The organism is Nocardioides aquaticus (assembly GCF_018459925.1).
GTDB classification, from domain to species: Bacteria; Actinomycetota; Actinomycetes; order Propionibacteriales; family Nocardioidaceae; genus Nocardioides; species Nocardioides aquaticus.
The window spans coordinates 2,712,232-2,728,931 of the sequence record NZ_CP075371.1; the positions used below are offsets into that span (position 1 = coordinate 2,712,232).

15 protein-coding genes and 1 pseudogene are annotated in these 16,700 nt (G+C 74.6%); 9 read left to right on the forward strand and 7 right to left on the reverse strand.

Annotated features, from left to right (window positions below):
• Nucleotides 1–12: 12 nt before the first annotated feature.
• Genes ENKNEFLB_RS13170 through idi form a run of 4 tightly spaced genes read left to right on the forward strand, consistent with a single transcriptional unit; the run spans nucleotide 13 to nucleotide 3,257 of the window.
• On the forward strand, nucleotides 13–1,083 hold the full coding sequence (locus ENKNEFLB_RS13170; protein WP_214055837.1) for a type III polyketide synthase: 1,071 nt from the start codon (nucleotides 13–15) through the stop codon (nucleotides 1,081–1,083).
• Nucleotides 1,080–1,643 (forward strand): isoprenylcysteine carboxyl methyltransferase family protein, encoded by a 564-nt coding sequence (locus ENKNEFLB_RS13175; RefSeq protein WP_214055838.1) that lies wholly within the window; start codon nucleotides 1,080–1,082, stop codon nucleotides 1,641–1,643. The genes ENKNEFLB_RS13170 and ENKNEFLB_RS13175 overlap by 4 nt, the downstream gene beginning before the upstream one ends.
• The gene (locus ENKNEFLB_RS13180; protein WP_214055839.1) at nucleotides 1,636–2,661 is read left to right on the forward strand and encodes an NAD(P)/FAD-dependent oxidoreductase; all 1,026 of its coding nucleotides are present in this window, start codon (nucleotides 1,636–1,638) and stop codon (nucleotides 2,659–2,661) included. Before ENKNEFLB_RS13175 ends, ENKNEFLB_RS13180 begins: the two co-directional genes overlap by 8 nt.
• Complete coding sequence (gene idi, locus ENKNEFLB_RS13185; RefSeq protein WP_214055840.1) at nucleotides 2,658–3,257, forward strand: isopentenyl-diphosphate Delta-isomerase; 600 nt, start codon at nucleotides 2,658–2,660, stop codon at nucleotides 3,255–3,257. The genes ENKNEFLB_RS13180 and idi overlap by 4 nt, the downstream gene beginning before the upstream one ends.
• A 59-nt stretch (nucleotides 3,258–3,316) precedes the next feature.
• Here idi and ENKNEFLB_RS13190 read toward each other — a convergent pair whose 3' ends face one another.
• A complete protein-coding gene (locus ENKNEFLB_RS13190) occupies nucleotides 3,317–4,771 on the reverse strand; it encodes an RNB domain-containing ribonuclease (protein ID WP_214055841.1) in 1,455 nt (484 codons plus the stop codon).
• Between the two features lie 18 nt (nucleotides 4,772–4,789).
• On the opposite strand from ENKNEFLB_RS13190, the gene yaaA reads away from it, so the two are divergent.
• A complete protein-coding gene (yaaA, locus tag ENKNEFLB_RS13195; protein ID WP_214055842.1) occupies nucleotides 4,790–5,569 on the forward strand; it encodes a peroxide stress protein YaaA in 780 nt (259 codons plus the stop codon).
• Nucleotides 5,570–5,590: 21 nt separating this feature from the next.
• Here yaaA and ENKNEFLB_RS13200 read toward each other — a convergent pair whose 3' ends face one another.
• The 3 genes from ENKNEFLB_RS13200 to ENKNEFLB_RS13210 are packed head-to-tail and all read right to left on the reverse strand — an operon-like array spanning nucleotide 5,591 to nucleotide 8,704.
• Nucleotides 5,591–6,781, reverse strand: a complete 1,191-nt coding sequence (locus ENKNEFLB_RS13200) for a bifunctional RNase H/acid phosphatase (protein ID WP_214055843.1) — start codon at nucleotides 6,779–6,781, stop codon at nucleotides 5,591–5,593.
• On the reverse strand, nucleotides 6,778–7,518 hold the full coding sequence (locus ENKNEFLB_RS23205) for a zinc ribbon domain-containing protein (RefSeq protein ID WP_420830554.1): 741 nt from the start codon (nucleotides 7,516–7,518) through the stop codon (nucleotides 6,778–6,780). Before ENKNEFLB_RS23205 ends, ENKNEFLB_RS13200 begins: the two co-directional genes overlap by 4 nt.
• Nucleotides 7,519–7,573: 55 nt before the next feature.
• A complete protein-coding gene (locus tag ENKNEFLB_RS13210) occupies nucleotides 7,574–8,704 on the reverse strand; it encodes a Nif3-like dinuclear metal center hexameric protein (protein ID WP_214055844.1) in 1,131 nt (376 codons plus the stop codon).
• A gap of 43 nt (nucleotides 8,705–8,747) precedes the next feature.
• On the opposite strand from ENKNEFLB_RS13210, the gene ENKNEFLB_RS13215 reads away from it, so the two are divergent.
• Nucleotides 8,748–8,984 (forward strand): zinc-ribbon domain-containing protein, encoded by a 237-nt coding sequence (locus ENKNEFLB_RS13215; RefSeq protein WP_214055845.1) that lies wholly within the window; start codon nucleotides 8,748–8,750, stop codon nucleotides 8,982–8,984.
• 12 nt (nucleotides 8,985–8,996) lie between these two features.
• Here the strand turns inward: ENKNEFLB_RS13215 and ENKNEFLB_RS13220 are convergent, their stop codons facing one another.
• Nucleotides 8,997–10,553 (reverse strand): AMP-binding protein, encoded by a 1,557-nt coding sequence (locus ENKNEFLB_RS13220; protein WP_214055846.1) that lies wholly within the window; start codon nucleotides 10,551–10,553, stop codon nucleotides 8,997–8,999.
• Between the two features lie 161 nt (nucleotides 10,554–10,714).
• On the opposite strand from ENKNEFLB_RS13220, the gene ENKNEFLB_RS13225 reads away from it, so the two are divergent.
• The 3 genes and pseudogenes from ENKNEFLB_RS13225 (at nucleotide 10,715) to ENKNEFLB_RS13235 (ending at nucleotide 13,371) form a co-directional block, all read left to right on the forward strand.
• Nucleotides 10,715–11,071 (forward strand): hypothetical protein, encoded by a 357-nt coding sequence (locus tag ENKNEFLB_RS13225; protein WP_214055847.1) that lies wholly within the window; start codon nucleotides 10,715–10,717, stop codon nucleotides 11,069–11,071.
• 72 nt (nucleotides 11,072–11,143) lie between these two features.
• Nucleotides 11,144–12,715: pseudogene (locus tag ENKNEFLB_RS22910) on the forward strand (sensor histidine kinase).
• Nucleotides 12,700–13,371, forward strand: coding sequence for a response regulator transcription factor (locus tag ENKNEFLB_RS13235; protein ID WP_214055849.1), 672 nt, complete (start codon nucleotides 12,700–12,702; stop codon nucleotides 13,369–13,371). The pseudogene ENKNEFLB_RS22910 and the gene ENKNEFLB_RS13235 overlap by 16 nt, the downstream one beginning before the upstream one ends.
• Nucleotides 13,372–14,150: 779 nt before the next feature.
• Here the strand turns inward: ENKNEFLB_RS13235 and ENKNEFLB_RS13240 are convergent.
• Nucleotides 14,151–15,431 carry an HNH endonuclease signature motif containing protein gene (locus ENKNEFLB_RS13240; protein ID WP_214055850.1) on the reverse strand — a complete coding sequence of 427 codons (1,281 nt, stop codon included), beginning with the start codon at nucleotides 15,429–15,431 and terminating at the stop codon, nucleotides 14,151–14,153.
• 375 nt (nucleotides 15,432–15,806) lie between these two features.
• Nucleotides 15,807–16,688, reverse strand: a complete 882-nt coding sequence (locus ENKNEFLB_RS13245) for a serine/threonine-protein kinase (protein ID WP_214055851.1) — start codon at nucleotides 16,686–16,688, stop codon at nucleotides 15,807–15,809.
• Between the last annotated feature and the right edge of the window lie 12 nt (nucleotides 16,689–16,700).

Genomic DNA, 16,700 nt, shown 5'->3' on the forward strand with positions numbered 1-16,700 from the left:
AAACGGACCACCATGCAGATCCTCACCGCCCGCGGCGCCCTGCCGGAGCACCGCTACCCGCAGGACGAGATCACGCAGGCCTTCTCCGAGGTCATCGCCCAGGGACGCCTCGACGAACGCGTGCTGCGCCGCTTCCACGCCAACGCCGGCGTCGAGCACCGGCACCTCGCGATGCCCCTCGAGCGCTACGGCACCCTCGACGGCTTCACCGAGGCCAACGACACCTTCATCGCCGAGGCGGTACGCCTGGGCGCGCGCGCCGTCGAGGACGCCCTCAAGGACGCCGGGCTGACCCCCAGCGACGTCGACCTCGTCATCTCGGCCACCGTCACCGGACTGGCGGTGCCCTCGCTGGACGCGCGGATCGCCGCCGTCACCGGGATGCGGCCGGACGTGCGCCGGATGCCCCTGGTGGGGCTGGGCTGCGTGGCCGGGGCCGCGGGCGTGGCCCGGCTGCACGACTACCTGCTCGGTCACCCCGACCACGTCGCGGTGCTGGTGGCCGTCGAGCTCTGCTCGCTGACCGTCCAGCGCGACGACACCTCCGTGCCGAACCTCGTGGCCAGCGGTCTGTTCGGCGACGGCGCCAGCGCGGTCGTCGCCGCCGGCTCGCAGCGGACCACCCCGGACGCCTCCCCCGTCCGCGTGCTCGACAGCCGCAGCCGCCTCTACCCCGGCACCGAGCGGACCATGGGCTTCGACGTCACCGGCGGCGGCCTGCGGATCGTCTTGGACGCCGAGGTGCCGGCGCTGGTCGAGCGGCACCTGCGCGGCGACGTCGACGGCTTCCTGGCCGACCACGGGCTCACCCGGGACGACATCGGCTTCTGGGTCTGCCACCCCGGCGGCCCGAAGGTGATCGAGGCCCTCCAGGCGGCGCTCGAGGTCCCCCGCGAGGCGCTCCAGCTGACCTGGGACTCCCTGGCCCGGGTCGGCAACCTGTCGTCGGCCTCGGTGCTGCACGTCCTCGAGGACACCCTGCGCGACCGGCCGCCGGTCCCCGGGTCCCTGGGCGTGCTGATGGCGATGGGCCCCGGCTTCTGCTCCGAGCTGGTCCTGCTGCGCGCGGAGGACGCCCGGTGACGTCGCTGACCGCCTTCACCGTCCTGGTCGTCCTGGTCGCCCTCGAGCGGCTCGCCGAGCTGGTCGTCTCGAAGCGCAACGCCGCCTGGAGCGCCGAGCGCGGCGGCCGGGAGACCGGGCAGGGGCACTACCCGTTCATGGTCGTGCTGCACACCGGGCTGCTGGTCGCGATGTTGGTCGAGGCGTTCGTCGTCCGCCCGGACGTGCCCGGGGCCCTGGCCTGGTCGATGCTGGTGCTGGTCCTGGCCGCCCAGGCCCTGCGCTGGTGGTGCATCAGCACGCTGGGCCGCCGGTGGAACACCCGCGTGATCGTGGTGCCCGGGCTGGCGCCGGTGACCGGCGGGCCGTACCGGTTCTTCTCCCACCCCAACTACGTCGCCGTCGTCATCGAGGGCGTGGCGCTGCCCCTCGTGCACGGCGCCTGGGTGACCGCGCTGGTCTTCACCGTGCTCAACGCCTTCCTGCTGCGGGTGCGGCTGCGGGTCGAGGACGAGGCCCTGGCCACGCTGCCCGCGCCGGACGCGGACAGCCGGGCGACCGCGGGAGGTCCTCGTGCGTGACCTCGTCGTCGCCGGCGGCGGACCGGTCGGCCTCGCCGTCGCGCTGCACGCCGCGGCGGCCGGGCTCGACGTGGTCGTCCGCGAACCGCGCACCGGCCCGGTCGACAAGGCCTGCGGCGAGGGCCTGATGCCCGGGGCCCTGGCCCGTCTCGCCGCGCTCGGCGTCGACCCGGCCGGGATCGACCTGCACGGCATCCGCTACCTCGACCCGCGCCACGAGGCGGTGGCCCGGTTCCGCGCCGGACCCGGTCGCGGCGTGCGTCGTACGACGCTGCACACGGCCCTGGCCGAGCGGGTGGCCGCCGCCGGCGTGCCGGTCGAGCAGCGCCGGGTCGGGTCGGTCGAGCAGCACGCGGACCACGTGGTGGTCGACGGCGAGCCCGCCCGGCACCTCGTCGCCGCCGACGGCCTGCACTCCCCGCTGCGCCGCTCGCTCGGCCTCGACGACCCCGGCCCCGCCGCCGGTCGCCGCTACGGCCAGCGCCTGCACGTCGCCACCGCGCCGTGGAGCGACCTCGTCGAGGTGCACTGGGGCCCGCGCGCGGAGGCGTACGTGACCCCCGTCGCCCCCGACCTCGTCGGCGTGGCCGTGCTCAGCGCCGAGAAGGGTCCGCTGGCCCGGGTGCTCGGTGACTTCCCGGCGCTGGAGGAGCGGCTCGGGAGCGCCGACCGGACACCGGTGCGCGGCGCCGGACCCCTGCGGCAGCGCTCGACCCGCCGGGTCGCCGGCCGCGTGCTGCTCGTCGGCGACGCCGCCGGCTACGTCGACGCCCTGACCGGCGAGGGCATCGCGCTCGGGCTGGCCGAGGCGCAGGCGGCGGTGGACGCCGTCGTCGCGGGCGACCCCGGGTCGTACGAGCGCACCTGGCGGCGGCTGCGGCGGCGGCACGAGCTGCTGACCCGCGGCCTGCTCGGCGCGACCCGCCGGCCGCTGCTGCGGCGTGCCCTGGTGCCGGCGGCGAGCGCCGTACCGGCCTTCTTCGGCCTGGCCGTGGACCAGCTGGCGAGGCCGGCATGAGTGCCCTCGAGACGCACGGGGCCGTCGAGCAGGTGGTCCTGCTCGACGAGGACGGGCGCGCCGTCGGGCGCGCCGACAAGGCGACCGTGCACCACCGCGACACCCCGCTCCACCTGGCGTTCTCCTGCTACGTCTTCGACCGGCGGGGCCGGTTCCTGCTGACGCAGCGTGCCGCGTCGAAGCGGACCTGGCCGGCGGTGTGGACCAACTCCGCCTGCGGCCACCCCGCACCCGACGAGCCGTTCCTGGACGGCGTGCGCCGCCGGGTCGGTCAGGAGCTCGGGCTGGACCTCGCGGAGCTGCGCCTGGTCCTGCCGACGTTCCGCTACCGCGCGGTGATGGCCGACGGCACGGTCGAGAACGAGATGTGCCCGGTCACCGTGGCCGTCACCGACGACGAGCCGCGCGCCGACCCCGACGAGGTGGACGCCGCGGTGTGGGTCGACTGGGCGGAGTTCCGCGCCGACGTGCTGGCCGGGCGGCGCGAGGTCAGCCCCTGGTGCGTCCAGCAGGTCGAGGCGCTGCCGGCCGACCCGCTGGCCGCCGCGGACCGGGACCCCTCGATGCTGCCCCCGGCGGCCCGCCCGCCGGGCTGACCTGCGCCGGAACCGTCACCTCGACGCGCCGCGAGCGTCATCTCGGCTGTCCGCGAGCGTCATCTCGGCTCGAAGCGGACGCGGCGGTCGGCGACCGAGGCCTCGACCAGGCGCACCTGCACCTGCTCGCCCAGCGGCAGCGGACCGGCGCCGGTCACCCGCGCCTCGACCGCCGGGTCGGCCACGGTGACGGTGCCCGTGGTGGGGTCGTCGTCCTCCACCTCGACCACCACGGCGTCGAAGACCTCGCCCACCCGGTGCGACAGCAGACCGGCCTCGACCAGGTCCAGGACCGCGTTCTCGTAGCGGCGCGACAGCTGCCCCGAGCGCTTCAGCGCGACCGGGAGGTCCGGCAGCGCCTCGAGCACCCATCCCGGCACGGGACCGCCGGCGCACAGCGCCACGCAGACCTCGCCGGCGAAGCGGTCGCCGAGGCGGCGCAGCGGCGCCGTGACGTGGGCGTACTCCGAGGCCAGCGCGGCGTGGTCGGGGTCGGCGGGCACCTCGCCGTCGAAGGCGACGTAGCCGCTGCCGCGCAGCAGCCGCGTGCAGGCCACGACCATCGCCGCCTCGGCCGGCACCGACGGGTCCAGGCCGCGGATGAAGTCGGGGTAGAGCATCTCGGCCGGCCAGTCGATGCCCAGGGCGCGCGCGGTGCGGTGCAGGCGCCGCACGTCGCGCGGGTCCGCCGGGGGCAGGGTGCGCAGCAGCCCGACCCGCGCGTAGACCATCAGCGAGGCCGCGCCGAAGCCGGTCAGCAGGGAGACCTGGGCGTTCCACTGCTCGGCCGGCAGCTGGCGGCGGAAGCTCAACGACCAGGTGTCGCCGGCGACGTCGACCTCCTGCTCGGGCAGCGGCAGCGACACGCCCCCGCGGGCGGCCTCCCGGGTCAGCCGCAGCTCGCCGACCTCGCGCAGCAGCCGGAGCGGCTCGTCGGCGGTGCCGTCGTCGACGGCGGCCTGCACCTCGTCGTAGGTCAGCTGGCGCCGTGAGCGGACCAGCGCCCGCTCGACCGTGACGTCCGTGCCCTCACCGCTCGCGTCCACCCGGATCGTCCACAGCAGCGCCGGGCGGACCCGGTCGGGCAGCAGCGAGGCGGCGTCCTCGGACAGCACCGGAGGGTGCAGCGGGACCTTCGAGTCGGCGCCATAGAGGGTCTCCCCCCGCCGGCGCGCCTCGACGTCGACCGGGTCACCGGGGGCCACGAGGGCGGCCACGTCGGCGATCGCGTACCGCACGACGTAGCCCGACGGGTCCTGCGGGTCGCGCTCGAGGTGGACGGCCTGGTCGAGGTCGCGGGCGCCCGGCGGGTCGATCGTCACGAACGGCACGTCGGTGCGGTCGAGGTCGGGCAGCCGCGGCGCGGCGGCCGCGCGCCGGGCCGCCTCGTCCACCTCCGCGGGGAACGCCGGGGTCACCTCCAGCTCCGCCTGCAGGCGGCGTACGCCCTCGCGCAGGAGGTCGTCGGTGCCCTCCGGCACCGGTCGGACCCGGACCACTCGACTGCTCGCCATGGTGGGAGCCTAGGGCCCGTGCTCGTCCTGCTGCCCCCCAGCGAGGGGAAGTACGCGCCCCGGCGCGGCGCCCCCCTCGACCTCGACGCCCTCCGCTCCCCCGGGCTCGGCCCGGCCCGCCGCCGCGTCCTCGACGCCCTGGTGGCGGTGTGCCGCGACGACCCGGACGCCGCGGCGGCCGCGCTCGACCTGGGGCCCACCCAGCGCGACCTGGTCTCCCGCAACGCCGGCCTGGCCACGGCCCCGACGGCCCGCGCCGACCGGGTCTACACCGGCGTGCTCTACGACGCGCTCGACCTCGCCTCGCTCGACGCCGGCGCGAAGCGGCGGGCCGGACGTCGGGTCGCCGTCGTCTCCGCGCTGCTCGGCCTGGTCGCCCCGGGCGACCGGATCCCGGCGTACCGGCTCTCCGGGCAGAGCGTCCTGCCCGGCCTCGGCCCCGTGGCCGGGGTCTGGCGCGAGGCGCTCGGCCCGGCCGTCCGCGACGCCCTGGGCACGGGCCTGCTGGTGGACCTCCGGAGCTCGGCCTACGCCGCGTTCTGGCGGCCCGAGCCCGACCTGGCCGGGCGGACGGCGACCGTACGGGTGCTGCACGAGCAGGACGGCCGCCGCTCGGTGGTCAGCCACTTCAACAAGGCCACCAAGGGCCGGATCGTGCGGGCGCTGCTCGAGCACGGCGCGGACCCGAGGACGCCGGCCGCCCTCGCGGGCACCGTGCGCGACCTCGGCTGGACGGTCGAGGAGCACGACCAGGGCGCCCGGGGCACGCGCCTGGACGTGGTCGTCCGGGCGCTCTGAGCCGACCGCGCTGCGGGACGGCTACCAGCCGGCGGGTCCGCCGGCCTCCGGCGGGCGCGCGTTGAACAGCCGCATCGAGCCGCGGTGTCCCTGCGCGGCGTCCTCGTGCGGCCACCAGGCCGTGACGCTGACCGACGCCGGGGCCAGCTCCATCCGGAACAGCGCCTCCAGCGGCGCGCCGAGGGCGTGGGCCAGCAGCACCTTGATCGGCGTCACGTGGCTGACCACCACGACCGTCCGGCCGGCGTGCTCGGCCAGGACGCGGTCGAGACCGGTCAGCACCCGGTCCTGCACGCCGCGCATCGACTCACCGGTGCCGCCGCCGGCGGCGACCTCGGTCGAGCCCAGCCACGTCGTGAGCTCGTCGCCGTCGCGCTCACGGACCTCGCCGAAGGTGAGCCCGTCCCAGGCGCCGAACTCCATCTCGGCGAACGCGGCCTCCTCGCGCAGCGGGACGCCCAGCACCTCGGCGACGAGGTCGCCGGACTCGCGGGTGCGGCGCACCGGGGAGGCCAGGACGACGTCGACGGTCCCGCCCAGCGGGGCCAGCCAGTCCGCCGTCGCCCGTACCTGGTCGCGGCCCTCCTCGGTGAGCCCGGGGTTGCTGCCACCCAGGCCGCCGGAGAACCGCTTCTCCGCGGTCATCGGCGTGACGCCGTGCCGCACGAGGACCAGGGTGGTCGGCTCCTGCAGGGCGTGCCCGCTCCAGCCCTGCTTCGGCGCCGGGCTCGCGGCGGCCGGCTCCGCGGCGGGTGTCTCGACCGGCTCGGCCGCCGCCGGAGCCACGGTCACGCCGTCCCGGGTGCCGTCGAGCGCCTCGTTGGCCAGCCGGTCGGCGTGGGCGTTGCGCGCCCGCGGCACCCAGGTCCAGGTGGTGCGCGCCGGGACCAGCGCCCGGGCCTCCTCGACCAGCGGCACCAGCCCGGCGTGCTTGACCTTCCACCGCCCGGCCATCTGCTCGACGACGAGCTTGGAGTCCATCCGGACCTCCAGCGCCGCACCGGGGGCGAGCTCGGCGGCCAGCCGGAGGCCCCCGATCAGGCCGCGGTACTCCGCGACGTTGTTGGTGGCCCGCCCGATCGTGGTGCCGTCCTCGGCCAGCACCTCACCGGTGTCGGCGTCCTTGAGCACCGCGCCGTAGGCCGCCGGCCCGGGGTTGCCCCGCGAGCCGCCGTCGGCCTCGACCAGCACCGCCCGCGGAGCGACGCTCACAGCCCGCTCTCGTCGGTGCGCACCAGGATCCGCGTGCACTCCTCGCAGCGGACGACCTCGTCGGCCGGCAGCGCTGCGATCCGGGCCAGCTCGAGGTTGTCGATGCCCAGCCGGCACCCGGTGCACTGGCGCTGGCGCAGGAGGGCGGCGCCGACCCCGCCGCGCTGGGCGCGGACGCGGTCGTAGACCTTCAGCAGGTCCGCCGGGACGTCCTCGGCCGCCCAGGCGCGGGTGCCGGCGACGTCCGCGGTCTCGCCGTCGATCTCGGCCCACGTCGCGTCCCGCGACTCGCGCAGCTCGGCGGCGCGGCGCTCGGTGCCCTCGAGCTCCTGCTCGACGTGGTCCAGTCGGCCCTGGGCCTCCTCGAGCCGGCCCATCACCTCGAGCTCGTCGTCCTCGAGGGAGGAGATCCGGCGCTCGAGCGAGACCACCTCGTGCTGGATCCGCTCGAGGTCCTTGGGGCTCACGCTGCCGGCGTCCATCTTCTGCTGGTCGCGGGCCCGGCGGGCCTTGACCTGCTCGACGTCGGCGTCGATCTTCTGCTGCTCCGCGGTCAGGTCGGCGACCTCGATCCGCGCGTCGCGGGCGACGTCGACGAGCCGGGCCCGGGAGGCCTGCAGCGCGACGAGATCGGGGATCTCGGGCAGGTGGGCGCGGCGGTGGGCGAGCTGGTCGGTCTTCGCGTCGAGCTCCTGGAGCTCGAGCAGCTTGACCTGGGCGGACGGGTCGGCCTTCAGGGCGGTCTCCTGGTGCGGTTCGGTGGTGCGGGGTCGTGCTGGGGCCGGGCGGGCGTCAGCGCGGGGCGTCGACCCGGAAGGTCCAGGGGTCGGTGACCAGGGTGCTGACGTGGGTGTCCACCGTACCGCCCAGCGCCTCGGTCAGCCGCCGCCGCAGGACAGGCAGCCAGGTCCACTCCGCCGCCCAGTGCGCCACGTCGACCAGGGCCGGGCCGTCGTGCTCGAGGAACTCCGAGGCCGGGTGGTGGCGCAGGTCGCTGGTGACGTAGACGTCGGCGTCCGAGGCCCGCAGCCCGTCGAGCAGGAAGTCCCCGGCGCCGCCGCAGAGCGCCACCCGGCGCACGACCCGGTCGGGGTCGCCGCCGACCCGGACGCCGTGGGCGGTCGCCGGGAGCGCCGCGGCGACGGTCGCGGCGAACGCGCGCAGCGTCGTCGGCTCGACGTCACCGACCCGACCGGTGCCCGTCGGGGCCAGGCCCGGGTCGGCGAGCTCGACCACGCCGTAGGCCGGCTCCTCGTACGGGTGCGCGGCCACCATCGCGGCCACCACCGCGGCGCGGTCGCGGCGCGCGAGCACCACCTGGACCTGCTCCTCGGCGACCTCCTCGGCCCGGCCGACCGTGCCGATGGTGGGGACCGCGCCGTCGAGGGGGCGGAACCGGCCGGACCCGGCCACCGAGAACGAGGCCTGGTCGTAGTCACCGATCCGCCCCGCGCCGGCGGCGGCCAGCGCCGCGCGCAGGGCGGGCGCGTCGGGCGCCGGCACGGAGACGGTCAGCTGGTCCAGGGCGGGCGCCGGCAGCGGTCGCAGGGGCTGCTGGTCGCGCAGGCCGAGCGCGTCCGCCAGGGCGTGGGAGACCCCGCCGTACGCCTGGTCGGCGTTCGTGTGCGCGGTCAGCAGGGCGCAGCCGGCGCGCACCAGGGCCGTCACGCTGCGCCCCTTCGGCGTGGTCGTGGCGACGCCGTGGACGCCGGCCAGCAGCAGCGGGTGATGCACCAGCAGCAGGTCCGCGCCGGCGTCGACGGCCTCCGCCACGACGGCCGGGGACGGGTCGACGGCCAGGTGGATCCGCCGCACCTCCTGGTCCGGGTCGCCGGCGACCAGGCCGACCCGGTCCCAGGAGTCGGCCGTGCCGGGCGGGAACCACGCGTCGAGCAGGGCGACGACCTCGGAGAGCACAGGCATGGTGCGAGCCTAGGGTGAGGCGTCGCGGCCGTACGCTCCCGGAGTGCTGCTGATCTTCGGGTTCAAGTCCTACGCCTCCGTGCTCGCGATGCTCCGCGTGCCGTGCCCCCAGGGACACGAGCTCGCCGCGCAGCGCCTGACCCGGGTCAGGCGGCGGTTCACCCTGTTCTGGGTGCCGCTGGTGCCGGCCGGCACCCGCTACCAGCTCGACTGCACGTGGTGCGGGCTGCAGCGCCGGCTCGACGAGCGCGAGGCCGACGAGCTCCAGCGCCGCGGCTGACCGGGACGGGGCCTAGTTGACCAACCGGTCCCGGCCCTCCCAGTACGGCGCGCGCAGCTTGAACTTCTGCAGCTTGCCGGTCGCCGTGCGCGCCAGGTCGTCGCGGAACTCGATGGACGTCGGCGCCTTGTAGCCGGCCGCCTTGTCCTTGCACCACGCGACCAGCTCGGCCTCGGTCGCCTGCTGCCCCTCGACCAGGACCACCAGCGCCTTGATCGTCTCGCCCCACTTCTCGCTCGGGACGCCGATCACGGCCACCTCGGAGACGGCCGGGTGGGAGAACAGCACGTCCTCCACCTCGATGGAGGAGACGTTCTCGCCGCCGGTGATGATGACGTCCTTCTTGCGGTCGCTGATCGTCAGGTAGCCGTCCTCGCCGATCGTGCCCCCGTCACCGGTGTGGAACCACCCGTCGGCCAGCGCGACCGCGGAGGCGTCCGGCTGGTCCCAGTAGCCCTCGAGCACCACGTTGGAGCGGGCCAGCACCTCGCCACCGGCGCCCTCCTCGCCGCCGCTCTCCGAGATCGAGAGCCGGACGCCGATCGCCGGCGCACCGGCGCGCACCAGCCGGGCGGCCCGCTCCTCGGCCGGGAGGTCGTCCCACTCGGCGCGGGTGCGGTTGACCGTGAGCAGCGGGGAGGTCTCGGTGAGGCCGTAGATCTGGATGAACTCCCAGCCGAGCTCCTCCTGGACCCGTACCACGGTCTTCGTGGGCGGCGGCGCCCCGGCCATGATGATCCGGACCTTGTCCCGGCCGGGGATCTCGCCCTCCCAGTCCTGGGCGGCGTCGAGCACCGCCGCGGCGACCGCCGGCGCGGCGCACATCACGGTGACCCCGTGCTCCTCGACGCGGCGCAGGATCTCGGCGCCGTCGATCTTGCGGATGACGACCTGCTTGACCCCGAGCCCGGTCATCGCGAACGGCATGCCCCAGCCGTTGGCGTGGAACATCGGCAGCGTGTGGAGGTAGACGTCGCGGTCCGTGACGGCCGTGTGCAGCGCGAAGGTCGTGGCGTTGACCCAGATGTTGCGGTGCGTGATCTGCACGCCCTTGGGCCGTGCCGTCGTGCCGGAGGTGTAGTTGATGCAGGCCGTGGCGTTCTCGTCGGGCTCCCACGGCACGGGGTCCGCGACGTCGGCGGGGGCGTAGAGGTGCTCGTCCTGGCCGAGCACGAAGCGGTGCTCGGCGGTGACCTCGGCCAGGGACTCGTCCAGCTCGGGGTCGACGTAGAGGACCCGGGCGCCGCTGTGGCTGACGATGTAGGACACCTCGTCGGGGCGGAGCCGGAAGTTGACCGGCACCAGGACGCGGCCCGAGCCGGACACGCCGAAGAACGCGGTCAGCAGGCGGGCGCTGTTGTGGCTGACCACCGCGACCCGCTCCCCCACCCCGATCCCCAGCTCGTCGAGCCTCGCTGCCAGGCGGCGGGCGAGGTCGCCGATCTCGGCGTAGGTCGGCGAGCCCAGGCTCGGCGCGGGCTGGTCCGGCTCGTCCACCACGCCGACCCGCTCGCCGTACACCTGGACCGCGCGGTCGATGAAGTCGTTGACGCTGAACGGGACGAGCACAGGTCCTCCTGGCGGGCGACGGAGCGGGGTGTGGTGACCCCCGTCACCCTAGTCGCGTCCGCGTTGGTGCACCGTTGGCCGTCCGTCGACGGTCCGCTTGCATGAGAGCCCTCTCATCCGGCTCTCACACCACCCCCACGATCGGCCATGATGCTCGGACCGTGTCCACCCTCGTCAAGGCCCTCGTTACCCTCGCCGTCCTGCTGCCGGTGGGGGGCTTCGTTGCGGGCACGCTCGCGGCCAACGACACCACGGGCAGCCCCCGCGAGACCATCGTGATCAGCGAGAGCTCGGACCGGGGGGCCGGGCCGGCGACGACCCCCGTGACCGGTGCCGAGGTGCGCCCCGGCAGGCGCTTCCTCCGCGATCCGACACCGACGCCCGACCCGACACCGGTCCCCCCGGTGGCCGACGACGACGATGACGACGACGACGGGCCCGAGCCGGTCATCCCCCAGCCGGTGGACGTGGACGACGACGATGACGACGACGACGGCGGGGACGATGACGACGACTGACCCGACCGAGCCTCGCCGGTGACGGTGACGGGCACCGACGACGACACCCGGGCGAGGCGCCCGGGTGTCTCCGTGCGGACCCGGTTGACCCTGGCCACCGCGCTGCTGGTCGCCCTCGCCCTGGCCTCGGCCGGGCTGCTGGTCTACTCGTTCGAGGACCAGCGCCGTGCCGAGGAGGTCAGCGCCGAGATCGACCAGGAGTTCGCCGAGCTCGACGGGTTGCGCGACGGGCGCAACCCGAACAACGGCAAGCCCTTCGCCAATCCCGAGCAGCTGCTGCGAACCTTCCTGGCCCGCAACGTGCCCGACGACACCGAGCTGCTCGCGGGCTGGTGGGACGGCGCCACCCGGAGCGTCTCCTTCGGCAACGACGAGGTGGTCAACGACCCGTCCTTCGACGCCGCCGTCGGCCCGCTGCTGGCCGACAACGGGACGACCGTCATCGACACGCCCGAGGGTCGCCTCCAGCTGGACGTGCAGACCGTCCGGTTCGGGGCGGACGGCGGCGAGGGAGCGCTGGTGGTCGGCACCTTCCTCGACCGGGCCCGGTCTGGCCTGCTGGAGACCATGCGCACGTACGCGCTGGTCGCGCTGGTCCTGCTGCTGCTGGTCACGGCCGTGGCGGCCTGGCTGTCGGGCCGCCTGCTGGCGCCGCTGCGCACCCTGCGCACCACGGCCGAGTCGATCGGCGAGACCGACCTGTCGCAGCGCATCCCGGAGCGCGGCAACGACGACATCACCGCCCTGACCCGGACCGTCAACGGGATGCTCGGCCGCCTCGAGACAGCGTTCGCCGCGCAGCGGCAGTTCCTCGACGACGCCGGCCACGAGCTGCGCACCCCGCTGACGGTCCTGTCGGGCCACCTCGAGCTGCTGGACCCCGAGGACCCGGCGGAGGTGCGCGAGACCCAGGAGCTGCTGCTCGACGAGATCGACAGGATGAGCCGCCTGGTGCGGGACCTGATGCTGCTGGCCAAGAGCGAGCGGCCCGACTTCCTGCACCCCGAGCCCGTACGCCTGCACCGGCTCGTCTCGGCCACCCTGGCCAAGGCCACCGCGATGGGGCCCCGGGACTGGCGCCTGGACGCCAGCAGCCGGGAGAAGGTCGTGCTGGACCCGCAGCGGATCACCCAGGCGCTGCTGCAGCTGGCCGACAACGCCGTCAAGCACACCGCACCCGGTCAGGTCGTCGCGCTCGGCGCGGACACCGACGGCGCCCGGGCTCGGTTGTGGGTGCGCGACACCGGGCGCGGCGTCCCCGCCGGTGACCGGGACCGCATCTTCGAGCGGTTCGGTCGCTCCGTCGTCCCCCGGGGCGACGAGGGCTTCGGCCTCGGGCTCTCCATCGTCGGCGCGATCGCCGCGGCGCACCACGGGTCCGCCCACGTCGAGGACGGCGCGGACGACGACGGCGAGCCGTGCGGTGCCCGCTTCGTGATCACGCTGCCCCTCGTGCAGCCCGAGGACGGCGGCGACGACAGCCGCGACCACACCGGCGACACCCGGACCGAGGCGACCGGCGACGACCTCGACACCGCCGAGCCCACCCGGGCCATTCAGACCACCCAGCCCATTCAGACCACCCAGCCCATTCAGACCACCCAGCCCAGCAAGGAGACCGAGGAGACATGGCGAGGATCCTGATCGTGGAGGACGAGACGAGGATCGCCTCGTTCCTGGACAAGGGGCTGCGCGCGGAGGGCCACCTGACGACGGTGGTCGGCGACGGCAAGCAGGCCCTCGAGCTGGCACTGGACGACGACCACGACCTGGTGGTGCTCGACCTCGGGCTGCCCGGGCTCGACGGCATCGACGTCCTCGACCAGCTGCGCGCCCAGGGCTCGCGCGTCCCGGTCATCGTGCTGACCGCCCGGGACTCGGTCAACGACACCGTCTCGGCGCTCGAGGGCGGCGCGGACGACTACATGGCCAAGCCGTTCCGCTTCGCCGAGCTGCTGGCCCGCGTACGGCTGCGCCTGCGGCAGGCCAACGACGCTGCGGCCGGGCCGCGCGAGGAGGCCCTCGAGGCCGGGGGCGTGCGCCTCGACCTCCGCACCCGCCGCGCCTCCGTCAACGGCCGCGCCATCGACCTCTCGGCCCGCGAGTTCCTGCTCGCCGAGATCTTCATGCTCAACGCCGGCCAGGTGCTCTCCCGCGAGCAGCTGCTCGACCACGCCTGGGGCTTCGACTTCGACCCCGGCTCCAACGTCGTCGACGTCTACGTCGGCTACCTGCGCAAAAAGCTGGGCTCCGGCGCGATCAGCACCGTCCGCGGGATGGGCTACCGCTTCAGCCCCTGACGCCCCGCCGAGATGACGCTCCCGGACAGCCGAGATGACGCTCGCGGCGCGTCGAGGTGACGGTTGCGGACAGGTGGGTACGCCCGGGGTCGAGGAGCGAGCGCGCCCCGGCGGTCGAGGGCGTGCGTCAGCCCCGGGTGGTCGAGGAGCGAGCGAAGCGAGCGTCACGAGACCAGGCCCGCTCGGTGGTCGAGGAGCGAGGGAGGCGAGCGTCTCGAGACCAGTCCCCGCAGGTCGATGGGTGATCTGCGTTCACCTGGTGAGTGCAGATCACCCATCGACCGGGCGCGGCGTCCCGGTGGTCGCGGAGCGAGCGCGTCCCGGTGGTCGCGGAGCGAGCGCGCCCCGGTGGTCGCGGAGCGAGCGCGCCCCGGTGGTCGCGAAGCGAGCGCGCCGCCCAGGTGGTCGCGGAGCGAGCGCAGCGAGCGTCTCGAGACCAGTCCCCGGTGGGTCGATGGGTGATCTGCGTGCATCGGGTGAGTGCAGATCACCCATCGACAGGCCGCGGCGACCCAGGTGGTCGCGGAGCGAGCGCGTCCCGGTGGTCGCGGAGCGAGCGCGCCCCGGTGGTCGCAGAGCGAGCGCGCCCCGGCGGTCGAAGGCGTGCGTCAGCCCCGGGTGGTCGAGGAGCGAGCGAAGCGAGCGTCACGAGACCAGGCCCGCTCGGTGGTCGAGGAGCGAGGGAGGCGAGCGTCACGAGACCGGTTCCGGGTGGGTCGATGGGTGATCTGTGTGCACCTGGTGAGTGGAGATCACCCATCGGCCGGGCGGCGTCGGGCTTATGTCCGTCGGTGGAAGGTGACCTTGTTGTCGGCGTGGACCTTCATCTCGTAGGCGGGGTCGTGGGCCCGGGCGTGGTGGTGCGGACACAACAACCGACCGTCCTCGATGTCGGTCAGGCCGCCCTGGGAGAACAGGGTGTCGTGGTGGGCGTGACACAGACCCGGCGGCCAGTCGCACCCTTTGGCGGTGCACGACTTGTCGCGGGCGTGCATCGCGTAGGTCTGGGCGGCGGTGAACCGGCGTCGGGCCCGGCCCTGGTGCAGGACCTCGCCGTTGCCGCCGAGGACGACGGGGATGATCCGTGCCTCGCAGGCCAGGCGCATGGCCTGGGCTGCGGCCATCGGGGTCCCGTCGTCGAGCGTCGCGGTCCCGAGTGCGGTGGTGAGGAGGTCGAAGGTGGTGGTCGTGATGAACGTGCCGTCGGTGCGGCCGAGCTTGGGGGCGTTGTTGCGGGGGTAGTTCTCGATGAGCTCGCAGAACGCCTCACCCAGCTTCTGCGCCGACGGCCGACCCTTGACCCACTCCCGCTTCCCACCCTCGGGGTCGTCGCTGGCGGGGGTGCAGTTCACGTGGCCGGGGGCAGCGAACCCGTGGAGCAGCTTCTGCAGCATCTTGGCTTGGACCTCGGGGATCGTGAACCTGCCGTGCGCGGTTCCGTGGCCGTCGAAGGACAGGGTGAACCGCCGCTTCTGCGTCGCCTTCGCCTCAGCGGCTTCGAGACGTTTGCGGTCGATCTCCTCCCCGACCTGCGGTGCGATCAACGTGAGGATGTGCGCACCGAGGTGCCTCAGCTCGGTGGGATCGAACTCGACGGCGTAGGCGACGAGAGCCTCCTCGGCCTGGTCGAGCAACTTCTTGTCGAGGTCGTCGGGGAGGTCCTTCAACGCGTTGACCACGACCCGGACCTGGTCGGCGTTCACGACACCTGCCGCCAACGCGTCCCGCAGTCGGTGCCACCGCGACTCCAACGCGGTCGCGAGCCTGACCTGGGCGGCGGACACGTTCTTCTGCGAGCGGGTGGCGTTCGCTGCCCAGACACCGGTGGAGGTGCACCCGGTCTCGGCGCCGACCTGGACCTCCTCGGCGTGGGCGAGGACGGCGAGCTTGAAGGAGGCGACCTTGGCTTCCAGCACCGCCAGCGACTGGATGGTGTCGCGGGTGGTGGCGGCGTCCAACGCGAACAGGGGCCGGTCCGCCAACGCCGTCACGCTCGCCGACAGGGCGCGGACACCGGCCGGCACGGGGTGTGCGGTGGTGGTGTCCTTGTCGGTGGCCATGGATCCATCCAAGCACTCGCCACCGACAGTCCTGGGGTGTTTCCACAGGTCAGAGGCGGTTGTCCCCACACGCCACGGCTACATTCGATCAAATGTTCAGTAACACCTCTAGTGGTGCTCTTGTGACGCCCACCGGGGCCACTGCGCTCGCCCCTCGACCATCGGGGCACTGCGCTCGCCCCTCGACCATCGGGGCACTGCGCTCGCCCCTCGACCATCGGGGCACTGCGCTCGCCCCTCGACCATCGGGGCGCTGCGCTCGCCCCTCGACCACCGGGCGCTGCGCTCGCCCCTCGACCACCGGGGCGCTGCGCTCGCCCCTCGACCACCGGGGCACTGCGCTCGCTCCTCGATCACCAGAACCGCGCTCGCGGCTCAGCCGCGGACGGAGAATGTCAGGCGTACCGGGGGCTGCGCGGCCAGCACCGGCTCGAGTGCGGCCGAGACCTCATGGGGCTCGGGGCGGTCGGCGGGGCGCTGCTCGAGCGCGGCGTGGATGATCGAGACGACCGCCGGAGGGGTCCGGTCGGGCAGCGGCGCGGGGCGGTCGACCAGCTGGGGGTACTGCTCCTCCGGCTCGCCGGCCGACGGTCGGGGGTCGGCGAAGGCCCGGTGGCCTGCCACCGCCTCGAACAACGTCGCGCCGAGCCCCCAGACGTCGCTCGCCGGACCCGGGGTGCCGCGCGAGCCGGGCTCGCACTGCTCGGGCGACATGTAGGCATCGGTCCCGATCCGCCCGGTCAGCGCCGCGGCCGCCGCCGTCGTACGGGCGACCGAGAGGTCGATCAGCCGTGCCGGGGCTCCCATGATGATGTTGCTCGGCTTGAGGTCGAGGTGGACCACGTCGACGTGGCCGAAGTAGTGCAGCGCCGAGGCCATCTCCACCGCCAGCGGCAGGTACTGCGCCTCCTGCAGCGGCCCGTGCCGCCGTACGAGGCTGGACAACCGGGGCCCGTCGAGGTGTTCGAGCACGACGTGCGGACGCTCGCCCGCGAGCTCGTGGCGCAGGCCGCGCATCACGGCCGGGTGGTTCACCGTCGCCAGGGTGTCGACCTCGCGGCGCAGCCCGCGCAGGCTGTGCGGGTCCGCGACCTGGTGCGGCCGGACGACCTTGACGACGACCGGCCCGTAGGTGATCTCGTCGAAGGCGAGATACGCCTCGTAGGCCGACCCCCCGCCGAGCAGCCGCACGGCGGTCAGCTCGGCGGTGATCCGGTCGCCCTCGCGGAAGCGCCAGCGATCGTCGCGGCCCGTCACGTCCTCGTCCTC